The sequence below is a fragment of the Mesorhizobium sp. M1338 genome, from assembly GCF_040318045.1.
Taxonomy (GTDB): Bacteria; Pseudomonadota; Alphaproteobacteria; order Rhizobiales; family Rhizobiaceae; genus Mesorhizobium.
This window is the reverse complement of record NZ_JAMYLL010000013.1, coordinates 45,225-61,251: the sequence shown is the minus strand read 5'-3', so window position 1 is coordinate 61,251 and position 16,027 is coordinate 45,225. Positions and strand designations below refer to the sequence as shown.

Genomic DNA, 16,027 nt, shown 5'->3' with positions numbered 1-16,027 from the left:
ACGCGGCATGGTCCTGACACTGGCGCTGCTTGCGGGTCTTGTTCTGGCCTGGCTGCTGATCGGCGTGGCGGAAAAATTCCGCCTCGGCCTGCGCTTCACCCAGGCGCTGCTCTATGTGCCGTTCAAACTCGCCTACCGAATCGCCGACACCCGGGTCAAGATCGCCCGCAAGGCGCGGGCCCCGGTCATCTACGTCATCTCGCATCAATCGCGTTTCGAACCGGCTCTGATGCTGTCGCTGCTGCCGGACGACACGCTGCATATCCTCGACGAGGTCTCGGCGCGGTCGCCTTGGCTCGAACCGTGGCGCGAGCTCGGCCGCACCATCGCCTTCAACGCCGAACATGTCTTCGTCAGCCGCCGGCTGGTGCGCGTCCTCAAAGGCAAAGGCCGGCTCGCCGTCTATCTGCCGGATGCGGTCGAGCCTGACGTCAAGACGTTCCGGCTGTTTCGTGCCGTCACGCGCATCGCCATGCAGGCCGAGGCCAGCATCGTGCCGATCTTCGTCAGCGGCGCGCGCAGCCTGCCGGTGTCGTTGACGCCCGCAGGCAAGGCACCACGGCACTGGTTTCCGCGGCTGTCGATCAGCGTTCTGGAGCCGATGACCATCGCCGAACTGGTGGCGCGCAACCCCGACCAGGCCTCGAACACCAATGCGTTGTTCGACCGTGTCGCCGAGGCCCGGCTTTTCGGTACCAACCTCGATCGCGGCCTGTTCCTGGCCATGCGCGATGCCGCCGACCGAGTCGGCGCTTCGCACACGATCATCGAGGACGTCATCTCCGGCGCGCTGAGCTACCGCAAGATGTTCATCGGCGCTCGCGTCCTGGGCAGGCGCTTCGAGGCGGTCACTGCGCCGGGCGAAGCGGTCGGGCTGATGCTGCCGAACGCCAATGGCGTCGTGCTGTCGCTCACTGGCCTTCTGTCGGCCGGCCGGGTGGCGGCGATGATCAACTACACGGCCGGGCCGGCAAGCGTCACCGCCGCCGTGCGCACCGCGGTGATAAGGACCGTGATTTCCTCCCGCGCGTTCGTCGAGAAGGCCAGCCTTGCCGATATCGTCGAGGCGGTCGAGAAGGGCGGTGCCAGGCTGCTTTGGCTGGAGGATGTGCGGGAAGGCGTCACGGCGCTGGACAAGCTTGCCGCCGCCTTGCTGTGGCGCTGGCCGCTGCAACGGCAGGATGCGGCCAAGCCGGCGGTGATCCTGTTCACCTCGGGTTCGGAAGGCACGCCCAAGGCGGTGATCCTTTCGCACAAAAACCTGCTGGCCAACGCCATGCAGGCCGAGGCACGCATCACCATCTCGCCCGCCGACATCCTTCTCAACGTGCTGCCGGTGTTCCACTCGTTCGGGCTGACGGGTGGCACCATCCTGCCGCTGGTCACTGGGGTAAAACTGTTCCTCTACCCCTCGCCTCTCCACTACAAGATCATCCCCGAGGTCGCACGCAAGGTGAAACCGACCATCATGTTCGGCACCGACACGTTCCTCGCCAACTATGCGCGCACCGCCAAGGACGGCGATTTTTCCAGCCTGCGCTTCGTCGTCGCCGGCGCCGAGGCGGTGAAGCCGGAAACCCGCCGCGTCTATCGCGAGCGCTTCCAGGCGGAGATCATCGAAGGGTTCGGACTGACCGAGGCAGCACCCGTGGTTGCCGTCAACACCGCCATCCATGGCCGCGACGGCACCGTCGGCCGGCTGCTGCCGGCCATGCGCATGAAGCTGGAGCCGGTCGAGGGCATCTCCGACGCCGGCCAATTGTGGCTCGACGGACCGAACCTGATGATGGGCTACATGACCGCGGAGCGTCCCGGTGAGTTACAGCCGCTGACCGGCTGGCACGACACCGGCGACATCGTTGCCGTCGACCGTGAAGGTTTCATCACCATTCGCGGCCGCGCCAAACGCTTCGCCAAGATCGCCGGCGAAATGGTGTCGCTCGGTGCGGTCGAGATGCTGGTGCAATCGCTGTGGCCGGAGGAACGGCACGCGGCGGTGGCGGTGCCCGACAAGCGGCGCGGCGAGCGCATCGTGCTGGTCACCACCGCCGACGACGCCAATCCCGACGAGTTGCGCAAATTCGGCAAACAGGCGGGTGCCGCCGAACTGATGGTGCCGAACGACATCGTCAAGGTGGAGGAAATCCCGGTGCTGGGTTCCGGCAAGACCGACTATGTCTCGACCCGCAAGCTGGCGATCGACAGGCTGGGGCTCGGCGTCGCGGCGTGAGTCAGATCAAGGACTTCGGCGTATCTTCTAACCTATATCCGAAGGTGGCACCTTCTCACCCTCCAGCTTGGCGCGCTTCGAATAGGCGCGCACGCTGAACGGCAGGAACATCAGATAGCCGGCGACCGAAGCCGTCAGCGTGTACCAGGGATAGGTCATCAGCAGGAGCACGTAGAGCACGACGCCAAGGATGATCGGCAGCACCTTGTCGCCCGGGATTCTCAGGCTCTTGCCGGAATAGACCGGCAGCCGGCTGACCAGCAGGAAGGCGACCAGGATGGTGAAGCCGGTGGCGACGAAGGCGGCTGGACGACTGGGCTCCAGCCCTGTGCGCAGGAAATAAAGATAGAGCGGCAGCATCACCAGCACGGCGCCCGCCGGCGCCGGCACGCCGACGAAATATTCGGACTGCCATATGGGGCGATCGGTCTTCTCGTCGTCAAGCACGTTGAAACGGGCGAGCCGCAGGCCGCAGGCGATGGCAAACAGGAGTGCGGCGATCCATCCCGGCGAGCCGGCGCGGTCGAGCAGGAAGGCATAGAGCACCAGAGCCGGTGCGACGCCGAAATTGACGATGTCGGCCAGCGAATCCATCTGCGCGCCGAATTTCGAGGTCGCCTTCAGCATCCGCGCCAGGCGGCCGTCGATGCCGTCGAGGAACGCCGCGAGCAGCACCATCACCACCGCCGGCTCGAAGCGGCCTTCGAAGCCGAAGCGGATGCCGGACAGGCCGGCGCAGATGGCCAGCACGGTGACGAGGTTGGGCAGCACCATGCGCATAGGGATTTCGCGGATGCGCGGACCGCCGCTGGCATGGGCCTCGAACTTTTTGTATTGCGTGCCCACGGGTCAGGAAATCCGAACAAGAGGCGTGCCGGCGACACCGCCGAATTCAGCCAGCACGGTTTCGCCGCCGACCGCCGTCTGGCCAACGGCAACACGCGGCGTGGCGGTCAAAGGCAGGAACACATCGACGCGCGAGCCGAAGCGGATCAGGCCGAAGCGCTCGCCGATGGCGATCGAGCCGCCGGCCTCGGCCCAGCAGACGATGCGCCGCGCGACCAGGCCGGCGATCTGGACGGCGGCGACCGTGCCGTTGGGGCTCTCGATGACCAGGCCGTTGCGCTCGTTCTCGGTGCTTGCCTTGTCGAGTTCGGCATTGAGGAATTTTCCCGGCCGATGTTCTATCCTGGCAATACGGCCGCGCACCGGTGCGCGGTTCACATGGCAGGAGAAGACGTTCATGAACACCGAGATGCGGGTCATCTCGACGTTGCCTAGGCCAAGCTCGCGCGGCGGCACGGCCGGTCCGACAGCCGAGATGATGCCGTCTGCGGGGCTGACCACGAGGTGGTCGTCGACCGGCGTGACGCGCTCGGGATCACGGAAGAAATAGACGCACCAGGCCGTCAGGATAAGGCCGATCCAGAACAGGATCGAGGAGAAATAGCCGAGGAAAAGCGTCGCCGCGCCAAAAGCCGCGATGAAGGGATAGCCTTCGCGATGGATCGGTACGAACGCGTTCTTGACCGTATCGACAAGGCTCATCGGGTATAAACTGGCTCCGTTTCAAGTCCGGCCTCAATAGCCGAAAGCCCCCCTCGCCGCAACGCAACAATCGGCATCGCCGCATTGGGCGCGACCGGCGTGCTTGCTTGTCGGCGTCATTGTCGACAGAATTTGGGGTAGCACCGGTTTTAGGCGCGGGAAAGGCCGACCGCCCATGATCCGAAACCCCGACAAGGCGCAGCTCATTGCCTGGTCCGCCATCGGTACAGTTATGGTCGCATGGCTGGCAGCGAACGGCAGCGCATTCGCGCAAGCAAAGCCGTCCTTCGACTGCGCCAAGGCGACAAGCGTGGCGGAAAAGGCCATCTGCGCCGATCCTGCCCTGGCGCAAGCCGACGCCGATGTGGCGAGGAGCTATGCGGCATTGCTGAAGACGTTTGATCCTCGCGCCGGCAAGGCCTTGCGAGGCGACCAAGGCGATTTCATCTTGTATCGCGACCAGATCGCCGGCTTCAACGAGAACACGCCCAAGGACCAGCAGACTTTCGATCTCGGCGAGTTTCTGCGCGACCGCGCGACCTTCCTCGCCGCCATCCGCAAGCCCGCGGACAGCGGCCTCATCGGCACATGGAGCAGCAGCCGCGGCTCGGTCGAGATCAAGGCGGCAGGCGCCGGCAAGCTCGAAGTGTCGGAAGATGTCGCCAACCCTGTCTCCGGCGGTGCGGAGTGCGACATCGGCGGCACGGTCAGGGCCGGCAAGGAGTTGCGGCTGGTCGATACCGACGACAACGACAAGCCGACCGGCTTTGTCTTCATCTTCCACCGCGATGGCGATGCGCTCGTCGTCGAGCAGAGCGGCACCGGCACGGATGACCGTTCGGAACCGCCATCATGCGGCGCCAGCGGCCACGCCGATGGCTATTTTTTTCTGAGCGAAAAGCAGTAGGGCTGCCATCGGGAACAGCGCTAGTCGCCAGTTCCGTCCGAGCGGACATCTTATTCGCCGGCGGCTGCGGTCAGGTCGAAATATTCCTCAAGCTCAGTTCGATGAGCCTCCACCAGACTTTCCTCATTGTCACCACGCAACAGTGCACAGCGATCTCGGGATGACTGGAAGAGAAATGCGTGACCGCCGGCCATTACCACCCAGCTGACAACCGGCCCTCCCTCGCGCTGCACGATCGAGTTCGCCGAAACGATAGCTTTGGTTGGATCGATTCCGGCCTTGCGCAGCAGAAGGTCGACGGCGACCGGCGCGTGATGTTCCTCAGCCAGTTCGATCACCTTTGCTATTGTTTGAGCATCGACTTGCCCGAGCTTGCGGCCGACGCGAGGCACGCCAGCGGCCAATGGATTTTCACCCGCGCGCGCAATCGGCGGGTCCTCCGGAGCAATGGATTCATAGACCGCCGCATGGGTGTCTGTGGCGACGCAGAGACGAACCTCCCCTGCATTGGTGCGCAGTTGAAAAGCCAATTGCTTTTCGCCCTCGACATCCAACATCCTCGCCATACCGAGCGATAGTTTAACTTCGGGCGGCAGCGCGTCCGCACAGGCAAGACCAACCCCGACGTCGCGCCGGCGAAACATCTGGCCGACCAGCTCGGCGACCGATCGGTGGAGAAGCCGGGATTCGCGCCGGGGATTGGCCATTGCCAATTGGCGGATGGCTTCATCGCAGTCATCGTCGTCGACAATTTGCAGATCGGGCCATGACGCGACCCAGCGCGCCAACAGGTCGAGCATCGGCGCCGCCTCGTCAGTGTCGTAGAAAGCATCATCAAGCGTGTCGAGAAAATCGTCCCGACCACCCTCAAAGCCGGTCTGTTCTTCGGCTTCGGCGGGATGCTCCGTGACCCAGACGGACATCTTTTCCAGAGTCGCTAGCTGCCCATTCGCACCAGCCGCAGTGAGACCAGCACGGGCGTTGGCGACCATAGTATCGAACTCCCTGCCGGCATTGTGGACGAACTGACTATGGCCGCCATTTTTCACCTCAGCGGAATACAAATCGGCGTGGAAGACCTGCATGGCCTTCGGACTGATCTCCGGATAGTAGTAGAGCCCTTGGGAAACCATAGCGTGGATGAATTTGTCGACAGCGAAGACGAGCTCAAAGGGCCGTTTGACCGCATCTTCCACGGTTGAGCGAGGCACGATTACCGGCACTAGCAGCCCGGTTTTCGATAAGTGCCCTGTGGCAGGAGGCGAAGCACCAACCGGCTTCTCGGAGATTTTCTTGGACTTGCGCGAAAAGAATCCGAACATCCAAAATACTTCCCTGCATCGTACAAGAACTGGTGCGAGTTAGTGCCGACGAAGCAATATCATCGATGCAAGGCGATAAAAAGCGTCCTAGCTTGATCTGTCGCCGGCTCCTCGAGAGAAAATTGCCAATGACCATGTCGGCGTGTCATCCCTTCATTCGTCCTTGGGATAGTGCTTCGCTGGGCAAAGGGCCGGTGGAGCGACTAATCCGGGAGCCAAGCATGCAGTCGTCGAAGTCAGCATCGCGCATCGCCAACGTCGTAACCAGCGGCCTCGCCTTCGGGGAATCGCCCCGCTGGCATGACGGACGCCTGTGGCTCTGCAACTGGGGTGCGGGCGAGGTCATCGCCGTCGATGCCGATGGCAACAAGGAGATCGTGCTGACCGTGCCAGCCGTCCTGCCCTACTCCATCGACTGGCTGCCGGATGGCCGCCTGCTCGTCGTCTCGGGCCGCGACGGCTTGCTGCTGCGGCAGGAAGCCGATGGTCGGCTCGTCACACACGGCGATCTGCGTGACCTGTCGAAAAGTCCGTGGAACGAGATTGTCGTCGATGGGCGCGGCAACATCTATGTCAATGGCGGCGGACCGGCGCCGGTGCCCGGTGAGCATTTCGGTCCCGGTACCATCGTGTTGATCACGCCTGACAGTGCGGTCCGGCAAGTGGCGGAAAACATCGCCTTTGCCAATGGCATGGCGGTGACCCCGGACAACAAGACGCTGATCGTCGCCGAATCGCATGCCAACCGGCTGACCGCCTTCGACATCGCAGCCGACGGCACCCTGTCCAATCGACGCGTCTGGGCCGATTTCGACGGCTATCCCGACGGCATCTGTCTCGATGCCGAAGGGGCAGCCTGGTACGCGGATGTGCCCAACAAGCATTGCGTGCGGGTGCGCGAAGGCGGTGAGGTGTTGCAGACGGTCACCGTCGATCGCGGCTGCTTTGCCTGCATGCTGGGAGGTGCGGGCCGGCAAACCTTGTTCATCGTCGCCGCCGAATGGCGCGGCTTCGAGCATATGGTCAGCGATGCCCGCACCGGCCAGGTGCTCAGCGTTGAAGCGCCGGCACCTGGCGTCGGCTGGCCAGGCTAGAGCCCGGGGATCCGCTGATAGTTGGCGATGTCGGCTCGCACGCCAAGCCGGGCGATCGTCTCCTGCCGATTGAAACCGGCACGCGCATGCTCGGCCGTGACGATCGGCACGACCCGGTCGACAGCCGCCTGGTTCTCCCATTCGACGATGGTGACGAGGTTGAATTCGCCCGGCCCCGAGAATTGCTCGAGCACGAAATCCTGCACGAAGCCTTGCTGCAGGCGCAGCAATTCATGTGTTGTCCTGACCTTGGCCAGTATCTCCTCGCGGGCGGCGGCGGGGACGACGAACTTGTCCACCCTGAACACGCTGCCACCATTAACATTCTGACTTGTCTTGCTCATTTCGATAATTCCGTTCTTGGACCATGTTGCTTCCGGGCTCCAAAAACGGCGTACAATCTCAACTTAAGTTGAGGTCAAGCGGTTTTTCCTCCTCCCCTCGTATCCCCTTGTGAGAGAAGCATAGCGGCGTCAATTCACCTCGGACATCCGGCGGCGAACGACGATGCCAAGTTCGTCGCCCTCGCGGGCGATACGCAGCCGCTCCTCGGCCTCGGTTGCCTCGCGCTGGCGATCCCACATCGATGCGTAGAGGCCACGCTTGTGCATCAGTTCGGCATGCGTGCCGCGCTCGGCGATCTGGCCGTCCTGCAGTACGATGATCTCGTCGGCCGTAATCACCGTCGACAGCCGGTGGGCGATGACGATGGTGGTGCGGCCACGGCTGACCAGATCGAGCGCCGCCTGGATCTCCTGCTCGGTGTGGCTGTCGAGCGCCGAGGTCGCTTCGTCCAGCATCAGGATCGGCGGCGCCTTCAGGATGGTGCGGGCGATCGCCACGCGCTGCTTTTCGCCGCCCGAAAGCTTCAGCCCACGCTCACCGACCATCGATTTGTAGCCGTCGGGCAGCCGCTCGATGAAGGGGCCGATCTGGGCAAGTTCGGCGGCCTTGCGCATATCCTCCTCGCTGGCGCCGATGCGGCCGTAGCGGATGTTGTAGGCTATGGTGTCGTTGAACAGCACGGTGTCCTGCGGCACCATGCCGATCGCTCCGCGCAGGCTTTCCTGCGTCACATCCCTGATATCCTGGCCGTCGATCAGCACCTCGCCGTCCTGCACGTCGTAGAAGCGGAACAGAAGGCGCGAGATGGTCGATTTGCCGGCGCCCGATGGCCCGACAATGGCGACGGTCTTGCCGGCCGGCACCTCGAAGCTGATGCCCTTCAGGATCTTGCGGTTCGGGTCATAGGAGAAATGCACGTCGCGGAACTCGACCTTGCCGGCGCTGACAGTAAGCGGTTTCGCGTTCGGCTTGTCGACGATCTCCTGCGGCACATCCAAAAGGTCGAACATCTGCTCGATATCGGTCAGCCCCTGGCGGATTTCGCGGTAGATGAAGCCGATGAAATTCAGAGGCACCGACAGCTGCATCAGCATGGCGTTGATGAAGACGAAATCGCCGACCGTCTGCGTGCCGGCCTGCACTTCCAGCGCCGACATGCACATGACGATGACGGTGCCGAGGCCGAAGATGATGCCCTGGCCGAAGTTCAGCCAGCCGAGCGAGGTCCAGATGCGCGTCGCGGCGATTTCGTAGCGCGCCATCGAACGGTCGAAGCGCTCGGCCTCCATGCCTTCATTGTTGAAATACTTGACCGTCTCGTAATTGAGCAGCGAGTCGATCGCCTTGGTGTTGGCGTCGGTGTCGCTGTCGTTCATGTCGCGGCGGATCGAGATGCGCCAGTCGCTGGCGCGGACCGTGAACCAGACATAGACCCAGACGGTGACCGCGACGACGGCCACATATTTCCAGCCATAGGTATAGGCGAAGATGCCGGTGGTCAGCGCGAATTCGAGGATGGTCGGCGCCGTGTTGAGCATGATGAAGCGCACGATCGTCTCGATGCCCTTGGTGCCGCGCTCGATGATGCGCGACAGGCCGCCGGTGCGCCGCTCCAGGTGGAAGCGCAGCGACAGTTGGTGCATGTGGACGAAGGTGCGGAAGGCGAGCTGGCGCACGGCATATTGGCCGACGCGGGCAAACAGCGCGTCGCGCAGCTGATTGAAGCCAAGCTGCACCAGCCGCACGACATTGTAGGCGATGACCAGCATGACGGGCGCCAGCAGAAAGGTCGGCAGCGGCGGCACCGATTTGGCGTCGCCGGCCAGCGCGTCGGTCGCCCATTTGAAGAAATAGGGACCGGCGACCAGCGTCAGCTTGGCGACGACCAGCAGAAGCGTCGCCCAGGTGACCCGCGCCCTGAGATCGGCGCGGTCCGCCGGCCACATGTAGGGCCACAGGTTGAGCAGCGTCTTGAAGGTCGAGGAATCGGAGACGGTTTTTTCGGCCATTTCTTGTGCCTTCTTCTTATGTCTTTTTGACCATGATCTCGTCCGAAAACCGGACTCCACTTTTCGGGATCATGGTTCTAGCGGCCGGAGCAGCAGGAATTGACGAGGGCGGTCAGCGACGCCGAAACGTCGGCGAGCGCGGCGTGATCGATCGCATAGCGCGAACGCTGGCGATCAGGCTCGAACCGGACCAGCCCGGCTTCGACCAGTATCTTCAGGTGTTGTGACACGGTGGACTGCGCCAGGTCGAAACGATCGACGACTTCGCGGCAGCAACATGAGCTGCTGGCCGACAGGTATTTTACGATTTCGATCCGCGCCGGGTGCGAAAGCGCTGCCAACCGGGCGGCCACGGCGCGGCTGTCCGGGGCTTCCGACGTGGAGCGGAGTCTATGGATTTCGAAGGGGCTGTCGCTCATCGTCCATCGGCGATAAACGATGGCTGGCGCCGCCGCAAGCTACTCTTCTGGGCAGACCAGATAGCGGCTAACGCTGTGAGCTGGACTTCTCGATCCCCGGGATGTCGGCAATCCGTTCGGCCAGGAAGTCGACCAGCAGGCGGACCCTTGCAACGCCCGAGCGCTCCGGGACAATCAGCATGTTCAATGGGGCGGACGGCAGCGAATAATCATCCAGTATCGTCTCGAGCAGTCCCGCCGCCAAAAGATCGTCGACAAGCCATCGGTGGGCCGGTGCGACCCCTCGACCCGCGACCAAGGCCTCGCGCGCGGCAAGCCCATGGTCGACACGCAGTCGCCCCGCGAAAGGCACCATATGGCGCTCGCCCCCGACACCCTGCAAAGCAAGAGTTTCACTGCCCGCCACGTTCGACATCCGGATGCCCTCATGTCCAGACAGGTCCGACGGGACAGCCGGTCTGCCTCGCGCCGCCAGATAATCCGGCGATGCCACGAGCAGGCGCCGTGATAGGCCGAGGGCCCGCAACCTCAATGAGCTGTCCGTTAGCGGACCCAAGCGAAGCGCGATATCGACGCCTTCCCGGACGAGATCGACACGCTCATCGGTGAGGCTGAGGTCAATTCCGATGTCGGGATATCGGTCCTGAAAGGCGAAGATGAGCCGGCTGGTGTGCAAGACCCCGAAAGCGGCCGTACAGGATATCCGCACGGTGCCAGCCGGCGCGCCACGTGCGCCCCGCGCTTCGTCGCCGGCCTGCTCGACAAGGCGCAGGATCTGGACGCTGTTAGCATAGTACCGGCTGCCCTCATCGGTCAGCGTGACCCGCCGGGTGGTCCTGCTGAGCAAAGGCACACCCACTGCCTCTTCAAGCTCTTGCAAATGCCGCGTAACCGTCGATTGCCCGATGCCCAGTTCGCCGGCAACCAACGACAGACTGCCCCGTTCCGCAACGCGAATGAAGGTGCGCATGCGTTCGAGGGTGATATCTGATTTATCCATTATTCGGCACAATCTTATGCATTACGAATGCGTAGCGGATTATGTCGATATTGCCTAGCTAAGGGACCAGTTTTTCAATCCAAGGAGTCCCCGCATGAAAATTCTACTTGTCTTCGCTCATCCCGAATCGCGCTCGCTCAACGGCGCGCTCCGCGACGTCGCCATTAGAGAACTTGAGGCACAAGGCCACGAAGTGCGGGTGACGGACCTTTATGCCCAAGGTTGGAAATCAGCGGTTGATCGGGCCGACTTTCCGGTTTTGGCGTCTGATGCGCGGCTGATGCCTGCCGCGGCTTCCAAAAAGTCTTTCGAGGCCGACGCGCTGACAGAGGACGTCAAGGCCGAGATCGCAAAGCTGCTGTGGGCGGATGCCCTGATTCTCCAGTTTCCGCTCTGGTGGTTTGCCATGCCGGCGATCCTCAAGGGCTGGGTCGACAGGGTCTTTGCCTACGGCTTCGCTTACGGTGTGGGCGAACATAGTGACAAACGATGGGGCGACCGCTACGGCGAGGGAACCTTGATGGGCAAGCGCGCAATGTTGATCGTGACCGCCGGCGGCTGGGAGGAGCACTATGCCCCTCGCGGCGTCAACGGACCAATCGATGATCTGCTGTTCCCGATCAACCACGGGATTCTCTACTACCCGGGCTACGACGTCCTTCCGCCGTTCGTAGCCTATAGCGTCGACCGCTTCGGCGAAGCCGACTTCGAGCCCACTGCCGAGCGCCTGCGCGAGAGGATGAGGACGTTCGCGACCACGCAACCCATCCCCTATCGCCGGCAGAATGGCGGCGACTATTTGATTCCGAGCATGAAGCTACGCCCCGACCGGAGCGATCCGAACTTGATCGGATTCAAACTGCACCTGAGCGGCTCAACAAACTAGCTGACGTCGACCTTTGGACGGCCTTGGACTCTAATTGGTCTTGGCCGGCGCTGTCGTTGCCTGCTCGCCCATCGCCTTGAGGTCGGCGGCTTCGCCTTCCTTGGACTTTTCCGGGACCTTGAACACCTGCCCCGGCCAGATGCGATCAGGATCGCTGATCTGATCCTGGTTGGCGAGGTAGATGGTCGAGAAGCGCACGCCATGGCCATAGACGCGTCGTGAAATCCGCCACAGCGTGTCGTTGCGGCGGATGATGACAGCACCGTCGGCATGCTCGAGCTTGGGCGCAACGGTCTCGGGCACATTGCCTGGCGGTGGGGCCGCTGCCACAACGGCCGGAGCCTCAGTGGCGGGCGCGGTGGCCGGTGCCGTTTCAGCCGGTGCCCCGGCAATGGCCGGCGCCTCGGTTGCCGGCACGGCAGGAGCCGGTGCCGGCTCCGCCGGAGCAGCCGCGACAACAGCGGGCGCGGCCGGCTTCGGGTCGGCAGGCTTGGGCTCCGCGGGCGCCACGGCGGCGATCGATTCACCCGGCTCGCGCTCGAATGGCACGGCGGCGCGGGCCACCACTTTCACGCCGTCGGCATCGAGACCGTCGACATGGATGGTATAGCTGCCGACCGGGATGTCGCGCATCGCCTCGACGAGGAAATGGCCGTCCGGTGATGTCTGCGCGTCACCGAGCAGGATATCGTTGGCATAGGCGCGCACCTTGCGGCCCGGATCGGCGAGGCCGGCGACAAAGATCTTGTTGCCGTCGATCTCGACCGCCTCGACGACGATCTTGGGTTCGGCCACGGCTGCGGCGGGCGGCGTCGCCGGCGCTGCTGGAGCCGGTGCTGCTTCAACCACGGCTGGCGCCGGTGCGGCTGGTGCCGGAGCAGCGGTTGCGGGCGCTTCGGCTGCAGGAGCGGCAGCCTGGTCGCTGGCAGCCGGTGCGGCTGGCTTTGTCTCGGGCGCGGGAACGGTAAGCAGTTCCGCCGGCTTGCCCGGCTCCTCGACCATGGCAAGCACCTGGCCGGCCGTATCCTTGGGAACCGAGACGACAGCGGTCTGCACCGAGGGTGTCACGACATCGCCGGTCGTCGCACGCAGCGCGATCGTATAGTCGCCGGGCTTCAGCGGATCATCGAGAATAATAACAAAGGCGCCATCGGTGCCGGCGACCGTCGAACCGAGCACGGCCGTGCCGTTGAGTATTTCGACCTTTGAATTGGGCGCCGCATTGCCGGCGATAACGATGGAGCCATTGCTCTCGACGCGCACGACATCGAAGGACGGTGCGATCGGACCGGCCGCAGCCGGTGCTGCCGGAGCCGCCGCATCCGTTGCCGGTGCGGCCGGTGCCGCGGCCTGGGGCACCGCGGCGGGAGCGGCTGGGACCTCAGCTTGAGGCAGCCGCGCTTCCGTATCGGGATCAGCCGGTTTCGGCGCCGCGGGCGGCGTCAAGGCAGCCACCTGCGCCGGCGGAGTCGGATTAAGATACGGGTCGAGTGCGCCCGATACATAGGCGGTTCCCGCGACCGCAACGGTCCCACCCGCCGCGAACAGGAACGCCTTCAATGGATTAATTGCCATATTTCCCTACCCCTTAGCCACCTAACGCCGGTCTAACCTGTTTTGCCAAAGCCGACAAGAAAAAGCCCGGGCTTGTTCACCCTTGGGGCTTGACCCAGCTTTCAGACCCAATCACCAATCATCGGCATGAACACGATTCGATCCGTCTGCGTCTATTGCGGCTCGTCTCCGGGCCGCGATGAAATCTATATCAAGGCCGGACACCTGCTCGGGCGCTCGATTGCCAAAGCGGGCCTGCGGCTGATCTATGGCGGCGGCACCAAAGGAATCATGGGCGCCGTCGCCGAAGGCGCCTTGCGCGCTGGCGGCAAGGTGACGGGCATCATTCCGCGCTTCCTGATCAACAAGGAAGCGACCGAAACCGCGCTTGGCCGGCTCGACGAGGTCTTGATCACCGACAACATGCATGAGCGCAAGCACAAGATGTTCGAGAAATCCGACGCCTTTGTGGCGCTGCCGGGTGGCATCGGCACGGTCGAGGAGATCGTCGAGGTCATGACCTGGGCACAGCTCGGCCATCATCGCAAGCCGATCGTCTTCGGCAATGTCGGCGGATTCTGGGATCCGATGCTGGCGTTGCTCGATCACATGGCCGCCGAGGGCTTCATCCACACCGCGCAACGGGTCAAGCCGCTGGTCGTCGACGACCCCGAAGCGATCGTCGCCGCCATCATGGTGGCTGGATCCTCCGTCGACGCCCCGACCGAGGGCGTGCAGTCGGTGATAGACAAGATGTGAGGCAGTAGGGAATAGGGCGGTAGGCAGTGTGAATGCCGGGGGACGGCAACCCCTACTGCCTACTGCCCAGGGCAACGAACTCGGCTTAACGGGTTCCTTCGCTGCCTTCGCCTGCGCATTGGCTGACGGAGCATCAAACGAAAAACCCGCCTGTGCGGCGGGTCACTGGCGCAAATCAGCACCATGGACGAATATGTACCATAGCTGAGGTCACGGAATCAAGAAAAAATTCCTATCACCGGCACAAAAGCCGACACCGCCGAACTGTCGTCAGGCGTCCTGACCGCCGCGCGGTGATCGCCGGCTTGCGGCAGGCAGCTGCAGTAGGCTAGGGCTCCGCACTCAGGTTAACAAAGACCGACGCCAGGCAAGATAGATGGAAACCGTGCGCTCGAACCATGGCAGGTCGCGAAACACTATCCGCGACGGAGCGCCGGCACGCAGACTGGCCTCCACCGTCGCCAGGCCGAGACCGGCGCTGACCAGACCGAGCGAGGTCAGCGGGTCCGCCGTCTCATAGACGATGTCGGGCAGAAAGCCGGCTTTGGCGCAGGCCGCTAGGAATTGGCCGCGGTTGGTGTCGTCGGGCTGGCGCGCGACCGTGATCCAAATGCGGCCGTCAAGGTGATGCGGCCCAATCTCCGATATTTGGACAAGCGTATCATCTTCGGGGATCGCCAGCACCAGCGGCTCGTCCCCTGGTCAAGGTCGGCATGATGGATATGGCCGCAATCGTGCTCGCCTAACCCTTACCCTGGGTTCGGCCCGAAGCGTTGAGAGGGCGCAATCCGATGGCGGCGTAGGCGTCACCACCGGATTGACGTGGGTGATCGACAGACTGTGATCGGCTGTCAAGAAACCGTCACACGAAACCGGGTTCGCCCGTGATAGACATCAAGGGTGAGGCGGCCGCCATGCGGCGCCATGTTCGAAACCTGCATCTGGCACCGCGCCCATGGATATCGCTCTCGCCCCGGATGGCACCGACCTGTCGCCTTACCTGCCCGACGAGCACGGGTTGTTCTTCATCTTTCACTTCACCGCGGAGGGCGTGCGAACCAGGGACGCAGCCGCCGCGCACTGGACATGGCGCAGCTACCAGCTCTCCGACATGCGCGCCCGCCACGAGATCGGCGCCGACCAGGCTTTGCCGGCGCCGGTGCGCGAAGCTTTCCTCTCCGCCACCCATGGCTGTCACATCGACCTCGAGGATGACTGGCTCTACGGCGACCTGCCGGACCTGCGACATGACTATTCGGCGGAAGCAGGCGGGCTTGGCCATTTCCGCTTCGCCCTCAACGACACCATGCTGATCGGCGCCCGCAAGCAGCCGCTGCAGTCGGTCGACAACATCCGCAAGGCGATCGAGAACGGATCGCGCAAGTTCCGCTCGCCGGCCGAGTTGATCGAGGCGGTCGTCGGCCAATCGTTCGACGGCATGGTGGCCGAACTCGCGGCAATCGGCGACAGTCTCGACGGCATCGAGGATCGCATCGTCTGCGACGCATGGCACAATGAGCGGCAATCCCTCGTCGATGCTCGGCGGCACCTGGTGGTGATCCACCGGCAAATGGCGACGCTGACCAATCTGTTTCGCCATCTCGATCATTCGCACCGCAACGACCTGCCTGACACAATCAACGACATGGCGGCGCGGCTGTCGCACCGTGCGCAGACGCTGCACTATGACGGCGAACAGTTGCAGGCGCGCGCCCGGCTGCTGCAGGACGAGCTGATGGCCAAGCTGACGACGCAGTCGAACCAGTTGCTTTATGTGCTGTCGGTGATGACGGCGGTGCTGTTGCCGATGACCATCATCTCCGGCCTGTTCGGCATGAATGTCGGCGGGCTGCCCCTGGTCAACACGCCGATGGGGTTCTGGGTGGTGTCGGGCGTGTCGATGGTTATCGCGGCGGGTACCTATTTATTCGTACGGCGCCTCGGGCGGATGTAA

Annotated in this window: 15 protein-coding genes; 6 read left to right on the top strand and 9 right to left on the bottom strand. The window is 63.4% G+C overall.

Annotated elements, in window-relative coordinates:
* Nucleotides 1–7 precede the first annotated feature (7 nt).
* Complete coding sequence (locus NKH19_RS14745; protein ID WP_352868221.1) at nt 8–2,230, top strand: AMP-binding protein; 2,223 nt, start codon at nt 8–10, stop codon at nt 2,228–2,230.
* 27 nt (nt 2,231–2,257) lie between these two features.
* Here the strand turns inward: NKH19_RS14745 and NKH19_RS14740 are convergent, their stop codons facing one another.
* Nucleotides 2,258–3,076, bottom strand: a complete 819-nt coding sequence (locus NKH19_RS14740) for a CDP-alcohol phosphatidyltransferase family protein (RefSeq protein ID WP_502910935.1) — start codon at nt 3,074–3,076, stop codon at nt 2,258–2,260.
* Nucleotides 3,077–3,079: 3 nt separating this feature from the next.
* A complete protein-coding gene (locus NKH19_RS14735) occupies nt 3,080–3,778 on the bottom strand; it encodes a phosphatidylserine decarboxylase (protein ID WP_352868224.1) in 699 nt (232 codons plus the stop codon).
* A 175-nt stretch (nt 3,779–3,953) separates the two neighbouring features.
* Here NKH19_RS14735 and NKH19_RS14730 point away from each other — a divergent pair, with 175 nt between their 5' ends.
* Nucleotides 3,954–4,685: a lysozyme inhibitor LprI family protein gene (locus NKH19_RS14730; RefSeq protein ID WP_352868227.1), complete on the top strand. Its 732-nt coding sequence runs from the start codon at nt 3,954–3,956 to the stop codon at nt 4,683–4,685.
* A gap of 50 nt (nt 4,686–4,735) precedes the next feature.
* On the opposite strand, the gene NKH19_RS14725 is transcribed toward NKH19_RS14730, so the two are convergent.
* Entirely contained in the window at nt 4,736–6,007 is a 1,272-nt protein-coding gene (locus tag NKH19_RS14725; protein ID WP_352868229.1) for a DMP19 family protein, read from the bottom strand.
* 221 nt (nt 6,008–6,228) lie between these two features.
* On the opposite strand from NKH19_RS14725, the gene NKH19_RS14720 reads away from it, so the two are divergent.
* Nucleotides 6,229–7,101, top strand: a complete 873-nt coding sequence (locus tag NKH19_RS14720) for an SMP-30/gluconolactonase/LRE family protein (protein WP_352868231.1) — start codon at nt 6,229–6,231, stop codon at nt 7,099–7,101.
* On the opposite strand, the gene NKH19_RS14715 is transcribed toward NKH19_RS14720, so the two are convergent.
* The 4 genes from NKH19_RS14715 to NKH19_RS14700 form a co-directional block, all read right to left on the bottom strand.
* The gene (locus NKH19_RS14715) at nt 7,098–7,445 is read right to left on the bottom strand and encodes an antibiotic biosynthesis monooxygenase family protein (protein WP_352868233.1); all 348 of its coding nucleotides are present in this window, start codon (nt 7,443–7,445) and stop codon (nt 7,098–7,100) included. The two genes, NKH19_RS14720 and NKH19_RS14715, sit on opposite strands and share 4 nt — an antisense overlap.
* Nucleotides 7,446–7,574: 129 nt before the next feature.
* The gene (locus NKH19_RS14710) at nt 7,575–9,455 is read right to left on the bottom strand and encodes an ABCB family ABC transporter ATP-binding protein/permease (protein WP_352868236.1); all 1,881 of its coding nucleotides are present in this window, start codon (nt 9,453–9,455) and stop codon (nt 7,575–7,577) included.
* A gap of 77 nt (nt 9,456–9,532) precedes the next feature.
* A complete protein-coding gene (locus NKH19_RS14705) occupies nt 9,533–9,874 on the bottom strand; it encodes an ArsR/SmtB family transcription factor (RefSeq protein ID WP_352868238.1) in 342 nt (113 codons plus the stop codon).
* 67 nt (nt 9,875–9,941) lie between these two features.
* The gene (locus NKH19_RS14700; RefSeq protein ID WP_352868289.1) at nt 9,942–10,874 is read right to left on the bottom strand and encodes a LysR family transcriptional regulator; all 933 of its coding nucleotides are present in this window, start codon (nt 10,872–10,874) and stop codon (nt 9,942–9,944) included.
* 94 nt (nt 10,875–10,968) lie between these two features.
* Between NKH19_RS14700 and NKH19_RS14695 the strand changes: the two genes are divergently transcribed.
* Nucleotides 10,969–11,760, top strand: a complete 792-nt coding sequence (locus tag NKH19_RS14695; protein WP_352868241.1) for an NAD(P)H-dependent oxidoreductase — start codon at nt 10,969–10,971, stop codon at nt 11,758–11,760.
* 30 nt (nt 11,761–11,790) lie between these two features.
* On the opposite strand, the gene NKH19_RS14690 is transcribed toward NKH19_RS14695, so the two are convergent.
* Nucleotides 11,791–13,335, bottom strand: a complete 1,545-nt coding sequence (locus NKH19_RS14690) for a LysM peptidoglycan-binding domain-containing protein (RefSeq protein ID WP_352868244.1) — start codon at nt 13,333–13,335, stop codon at nt 11,791–11,793.
* Nucleotides 13,336–13,461: 126 nt separating this feature from the next.
* Here NKH19_RS14690 and NKH19_RS14685 point away from each other — a divergent pair, with 126 nt between their 5' ends.
* A complete protein-coding gene (locus NKH19_RS14685) occupies nt 13,462–14,073 on the top strand; it encodes an LOG family protein (protein WP_352868247.1) in 612 nt (203 codons plus the stop codon).
* Nucleotides 14,074–14,415: 342 nt separating this feature from the next.
* Here the strand turns inward: NKH19_RS14685 and NKH19_RS14680 are convergent, their stop codons facing one another.
* Nucleotides 14,416–14,760 (bottom strand): LysR substrate-binding domain-containing protein, encoded by a 345-nt coding sequence (locus tag NKH19_RS14680; protein WP_352868291.1) that lies wholly within the window; start codon nt 14,758–14,760, stop codon nt 14,416–14,418.
* Between the two features lie 268 nt (nt 14,761–15,028).
* Between NKH19_RS14680 and NKH19_RS14675 the strand changes: the two genes are divergently transcribed.
* Entirely contained in the window at nt 15,029–16,027 is a 999-nt protein-coding gene (locus tag NKH19_RS14675; RefSeq protein WP_352868250.1) for a transporter, read from the top strand.